The following is a 4,678-nucleotide window of genomic DNA, read 5'->3' as shown; positions in this document are numbered from 1 at the left end:
AAAAAATATTATTAAAAATATTAAATCTTTGTTTTATAAGTCCGGCATTGTTGATTTTTACATTAGTGGACGTAGTAAAAATATTTATAGTATTTATAAAAAGATGAACCAAGGGCAAGTTAGTTTTGACGAAATTTTTGACTTATTAGCGGTTCGTATTATTGTGGATAAATTAGATGTATGTTATCAATGTTTAGGTATTGTTCATGCTCATTATTCTCCTTTACCAAGGAGATTTAAGGATTATATCGCTGTTCCAAAGCCTAATTTATACCAAGCCCTTCATAACACGGTTTTAGCCAAAGATGGTTCTATTTTTGAAATCCAAATCAAAACTAAAGAAATGGATGAAATTGCCGAAAAAGGAATCGCCGCCCATTGGGGCTATAAAGAAAACAAAGTTTATTCCAAAGACAATAAACAGTTGGAAATAACGCAAAAACTAAGATGGTACCAAGATTTAATTAAAATCACCAAAGATACTAAATATAAATCTCTACAAAATTCCAAAACTTTCGTAGATTCTATTAAAAATGATATTTTAAGCGAAAATGTTTATGTTTTTACACCGAAACAAGAAGTATTCGCATTTCCAGAAGGTTCCACGCCTATTGATTTTGCTTTCCGTATCCATTCTATGATTGGTTTTACCATGACAGGCGCTATTGTGAACGAAAAAATCGTTCCTCTTGATTATAAGCTGAAAAACGGCGATATTATCTCTATTAAAACAAATAAAAACGTTTTTAGAGCGCATAAGGATTGGTTGAGGATAGCGAAAACTTCTTATGTTAAAAAATTCATTAAAAACTTTTTAAATAAACAGAAAAAAGAAGTTTTAACTTTAATCCAAAATGGTAAAGAAATTTTAGAAAAAGAATTGCAAGCGCAAAAGAAAGATTTTAAAATTGACCACAATTTTGTTACAAAAAGTTTTCACAAACAATCTATTCAAAATGTTAATGAATTATATGAAACTTTGGGAAGAAAAAAAATCACTCCTGATGTGGTGCTCGCTAAAATAAATTCTTTTGAAGAAATGCGAAAAGAATACGATAAATCACAAATTTTAAAAAACTTGAAAAAATTCACTTATGAAAACGAAACAGGTGTTTTTATTGAAGGATTAGATAAAACTAAATTAAAATTAGCGAATTGTTGCAATCCTATTTTTGATGAAAAAATAGTGGGCTTTATTACTAAAGATAAAGGCACCAACGTTCACCGTAAAGATTGCGTTAATTTACAACAATACGATTCTAACCGTCTTATTGTCGCTCATTGGCACCAAAATTATCAATTAAAATACGCCACTTGGCTTTTCATTATTGGTTCTTATAGTTCTTCTTTAATTGTTAATATTACTGATAAAGCTAATGTTTTAGGAATTAATATTTCTAAAATAAACATTATTAATAATAATAAATTATCAGAAACCACTATTAAACTGCAAATACTAGTAAAAAATATTTCTGAAATGGAAAAATTAATTTCTCATTTATTACAATTATCTAATGTTTATCAAATTTATAGAGGAACAAATTAAAAGGTTTATGGTTAAAAAAATAAAAGGAACTCACGATTTATTTCATGATGAGATGTCTAAATGGCAGTTTATCGAAAAGAAGCTTAAAACTCTTTTTGAAACGTACAATTTTCAGGAAATAAGAACTCCTATTATAGAATATAAAGAAGTTTTTTATCGTGCTACCGAAAAATCCGATATGGTTAAGAAAGAAACTTATCAATTTCACGATAAAAAAGGTAGATTAATAGCTTTAAGACCGGAAGGGACGGCTTCTGTTATTAGAAGTTATATTGAAAATAAATTGGATCATCAAAACGAGTTAACTAAATTATATTATTTAGGTCCTTTTTTTCGTTATGAAAGGCCACAAAAAGGTCGATATCGTCAATTCCATCAAATAGGCGTTGAAGCCATTGGTGTGCCTAATTCTTTATCCGAAGTAGAAGTTATTATTTTAGCTTATGAATCTTTGTTAACTTTAGGGCTCAAGAATGTTAAAATTAAAATCAACACTTTAGGGGACCTCCCTACTCGTCAAAATTTTTTAACTATTTTTAAGAATTATATTGACCAAAATACTCAAAATTTATGTAGTTTATGTTTAGAAAGAAAAGAAAAAAATGTTTTACGTATTTTTGATTGTAAACAATGTTCCCAAAAAGATGTTTTAAAAAAAGCTCCTTTAATTTTAGATCACCTTTCTGTAGAAGCTAAAAATAAATTTGACCATGTTTTAGAACTTTTAAAAGAAGCTCGGGTTAATTACGAAATAGACCATCTTTTGGTAAGAGGTCTAGATTATTACACAGATACAGTTTTTGAAATTACCAATAATGACGACGCTAACCAAAATGATTTAGTTTTAGGCGGCGGTGGAAATTATAACGAATTAACCGAAGTTTTTGGTGGTAAAAAAACTCATTGTATTGGTTTTGCTTTAGGAATAGAACGTTTAATGATTGTCATGGAAGAGAATCATTTGTTCCCTGATGTCAGTTCCTCTGTTTTAGATGTTTATTTATTAGCGTTAGACCGAGACGCTTTAAAACCGGCCTTTATGTTGATGCAAAAAATCCGTCAACATGGTCTACAAACTAACATGAATTATGAAACAGGTCATTTCAATAAAAAGTTAAAAAAAGCTTTACAAACTAATCCTAAATACCTTCTTTTTATTGGTGAAAAAGAATTAAAAGATAACGTCTTAACAGTTAAAAATATAGCAGAAAAAAAAGAATATAAATTATCACCAGAACAAACAATCAATTTTTTAATAAAGGAATTAACAAGTGAAAACAAAATATAGTTACGATAATAACGAGATCACCCTTAACCAAAAAGGCGAACAAGTCTTTTTAAAAGGTTGGATCGAAAGAAAAAGAAATTTAGGTAATAAACTTTTTATTGATTTAAGAGATGTTTCGGGGATAGTTCAATTAGTGGTACTTAATGATCATCCTCAACATCAACAAGTTGCTTTGACTAAAATCGAAACAGTGATTGAAGTTAAAGGTGAAGTGATAGAAAGAATCAATAAAAACCCTAATTTAATGACGGGGGAAATCGAAGTTTTAGTGCAAGAAATGTCTTTTCTTTCTGAAGCGGAGCACATACCTTTAAGTATTGTGGAAAAAAACGAAGCTTTAGAAGATTATCGTTTAAAATATCGTTATTTAGATTTAAGAAAAAAAGATAAAAAAAGTTTTTTAATTCAAAGACACGAAATTACTCAAAACATTAGACAAACTCTTTTAAATAATAAATTTTTTGAATTAGAAACTCCTTTATTATCAAAATCAACTCCTGAAGGGGCGAGAGATTATTTAGTTCCTTCACGCATTCATCCTCATCATTTTTACGCTTTGCCTCAGTCTCCGCAAATTTACAAGCAATTATATATGATTTCTGGCTTTGAAAGATATTTCCAAATAGCTCGTTGTTTTAGAGATGAAGATTTAAGATCAGATAGACAACCAGAATTTACTCAAATAGATATTGAGACTTCATTTTTCAGTCAAGAAAATTTAATGAATTTAACTGAAGAGATTATGACGAATTTGTTTGCCAAAATCTTAAACCAGCCTTTAACCACTCCTTTAGAACGTCTGTCTTTCCAAGAAACTATGAACTTGTATGGTTCAGATAAACCTGATTTAAGGTTTGATTTAAAGATCGAACCTTTAAATGCTTATTTTAAAGAAGATTTCGTTAATACAGAAGGAAACGAGAAAACCATTAAAGGGATTAAATTAAATTCTTCCCTTTCTTTAAACCTTTTAACAAGAAAAAAAATAGAAGAATATAAACATTTGATCAAAACCCAATTTAATTTAAATTTAAACCTTTTTAAAAAAAAAGACAATAATTTAAAAGGTAATTTAAGTCAATTTGTTAATGATGCTTCTTTTTTAGAAGAAGGCGAATGGTGCTTTATTATTAGTAACGATTTAAAAGGTCTTTCTTCAGAAGATCATTTGTTAAAAACATTAGGTTTTTTGAGAAATAAATTAGGTCATAATTTGAATTTAATCGACCCTAATAAAGAATCTTTATTGTGGATAGTGGATTTTCCTTTATTTGAATTTAATTCAGAAGATAATCGTTATTACGCTATGCATCATCCTTTTACAGCCCCTTCAGATATTAATATTTTAGAAAAACACCCTGAAAAAGCTCAAGCTCAAGCTTATGATTTAGTGTGGAATGGTTATGAAATTGGCGGAGGTTCTTTGAGAAATTATCAAAGTCACGCGCAAGAATTAATGTTTCAAAAATTAGGTTTTAGTAAAGAAGAAATTCAAAATCGTTTTGGTTTTTTAGTAGAAGCTCTAAAATACGGCACTCCTCCACATGGAGGCATTGCTTTAGGATTAGACCGTTTAGTGATGTTATTTACTAAAACAAATAATATTAAAAATGTTATTGCCTTCCCTAAAACTCAAAGTGCTCAAGATTTAATGATGGAAACACCTAGTTTAGTTGATCAAGAACAATTAGATGTTTTAAACATTCAATTAAAAAAGGACGCTGAAAAGAAATAAAATAGTATAATATTAAAAGATCCCTAAATAAGGGATCTTTTTTTCTATCTCAAAACTTTTAGAAAGAAAATGATCTTATTTTGATATAGAAAAAATATAAATATTAAAA

General features: G+C 28.4%; 3 protein-coding genes. All 3 read left to right on the top strand.

Annotated elements, in window-relative coordinates; all coding sequences use genetic code 11:
• On the top strand, window positions 1-1,546 hold a 1,546-nt coding region (locus RI68_RS00715; protein ID WP_017193348.1), incomplete at its 5' end, for a RelA/SpoT family protein.
• Window positions 1,515-2,834, top strand: a complete 1,320-nt coding sequence (gene hisS / locus RI68_RS00710; protein ID WP_017193347.1) for a histidine--tRNA ligase — start codon at window positions 1,515-1,517, stop codon at window positions 2,832-2,834. The genes RI68_RS00715 and hisS, both read left to right, overlap by 32 nt.
• A complete protein-coding gene (gene aspS, locus RI68_RS00705) occupies window positions 2,818-4,569 on the top strand; it encodes an aspartate--tRNA ligase (RefSeq protein WP_017193346.1) in 1,752 nt (583 codons plus the stop codon). Before hisS ends, aspS begins: the two co-directional genes overlap by 17 nt.
• Window positions 4,570-4,678 lie beyond the last annotated feature (109 nt).

Origin of the sequence: Vaccinium witches'-broom phytoplasma str. VAC, from assembly GCF_000309405.1 — a bacterium.
Classification (GTDB): Bacteria; Bacillota_I; Bacilli_A; order Acholeplasmatales; family Acholeplasmataceae; genus Phytoplasma.
This window is presented reverse-complemented; position numbering and strand designations above follow the sequence as displayed.